Genomic DNA, 1,459 nt, shown 5'->3' with positions numbered 1-1,459 from the left:
CACTTGAAACCCCGGGCACATGGTTCTAAGGGCGGGGCATGTACACGATTGCTGCTCTCTATCACTTCACCCGTTTCCCCGACCCCGCCGCGATCAGGCCGGCACTTTTGGACCTGTGCAAGGTGCAGGATGTCAAAGGCTCGCTGCTGCTGGCGCAGGAAGGGATCAATGGCACCATCGCCGGCCCGCAGGCTGGCATCGACGCGGTGCTGGCGCATATCAAGGCGCTGCCCGGCTGCGCGGATCTGGACTGGAAAGAGGCCACTGCGGCCGAGCCGCCCTTTGGCAAGATGAAGGTGCGGCTGAAGAAAGAGATCGTCACTATGGGCCAGCCGGACGTGGATCCGCTGGCCTCTGTCGGGCATTACGTCGAGCCGGAAGCGTGGAACGATCTGATCCGGCAGGACGATGTGGTGCTGATCGACACCCGCAACGATTATGAGGTGGCAATCGGCACGTTTGAAGGCGCGATCGACCCCAAGACCGAGTCATTCCGCGATTTCCCAGCCTGGTGGGAGGAGAACAAGGACCGTTTTCACAACAAGCGCGTTGCGATGTTCTGCACCGGCGGCATCCGCTGCGAGAAATCCACCAACTACCTGCTGGGCCAAGGGGTTGAGGACGTCTATCACCTGAAGGGCGGCATTCTGCGCTATCTGGAGGAAATGCCGGCGAACAACAGCACTTGGGACGGCGAATGCTTTGTCTTCGACAACCGGGTGTCGGTGGGCCACGGGCTGGTCGAAGGCCCGCATGAGCTGTGCCACGGCTGCCGCCGTCCGATCTTGCCAGAGGACAAGGCGCGGCCCGAGTTCGAACAAGGCGTCAGCTGCCACCTGTGCATTGACCAGACCTCGGACGCGGATAAGGTGCGGTTCCGCGAGCGGCAGAAGCAGATGAAGCTGGCGCGTGAGCGCGGCGAGGCGCATCTGGGCAGCATCCCGCTTTGAACCCGCGCCAAAACAGACACTAAAAATGCCGCTGCCCGTCGGGACAGCGGCCTTTTCGTGTGTTGCGCAGGCTGGCAGCGTCAGTCGCTGCTCAACCTCAGATAACTGCGGGTGCTGGCCAGGAGGCCCTCTCCATGCTGCGGCGCCAGCAGGCCTGCGTGGTCCTCGCCGTCAGCTGCGGCCATGTCGGGCAGCTGGTGGGCGATGCCCTTGTGGCAGCTGATGCAGGTCTTCTCGCCGGTGAACAGGAAGCGCTCATGTGCGTCCGCTGCCCGCTTGGACTGGCGGATGATGTCCATCGACTCGTCCGAGTGGCAGTTGCGGCACTCCAGACTGTCGTTGGCCTCAAGCCGCGCCCATTCATGCTGGGCCAGTTCCAGCCGGTGCTCCAGGAATTTCTCGCGCGTGTTGATGGTGCCGAAGATCTTGCCCCAGACCTCCTTGGAGGCCTGCATCTTGCGGGCGATCTTGTTGGACCATTGATGCGGCACGTGGCAGTCCGGGCAGGA

General features: G+C 62.9%; 2 protein-coding genes. One reads left to right on the top strand and one right to left on the bottom strand.

The window, feature by feature from the left end; genetic code table 11:
• Positions 1 to 38: 38 nt before the first annotated feature.
• A complete protein-coding gene (locus A2I95_RS37505; RefSeq protein ID WP_027256760.1) occupies positions 39 to 950 on the top strand; it encodes a rhodanese-related sulfurtransferase in 912 nt (303 codons plus the stop codon).
• 80 nt (positions 951 to 1,030) lie between these two features.
• On the opposite strand, the gene A2I95_RS37500 is transcribed toward A2I95_RS37505, so the two are convergent.
• Positions 1,031 to 1,459: NapC/NirT family cytochrome c (locus A2I95_RS37500; protein ID WP_291737530.1), on the bottom strand; the 429-nt coding region annotated here is incomplete at its 5' end.

Source organism: Leisingera sp. F5 (genome assembly GCF_001593695.1).
Note: the sequence above shows the minus strand (reverse complement) of the source record. Positions and strands in the feature narration are given on the sequence as shown.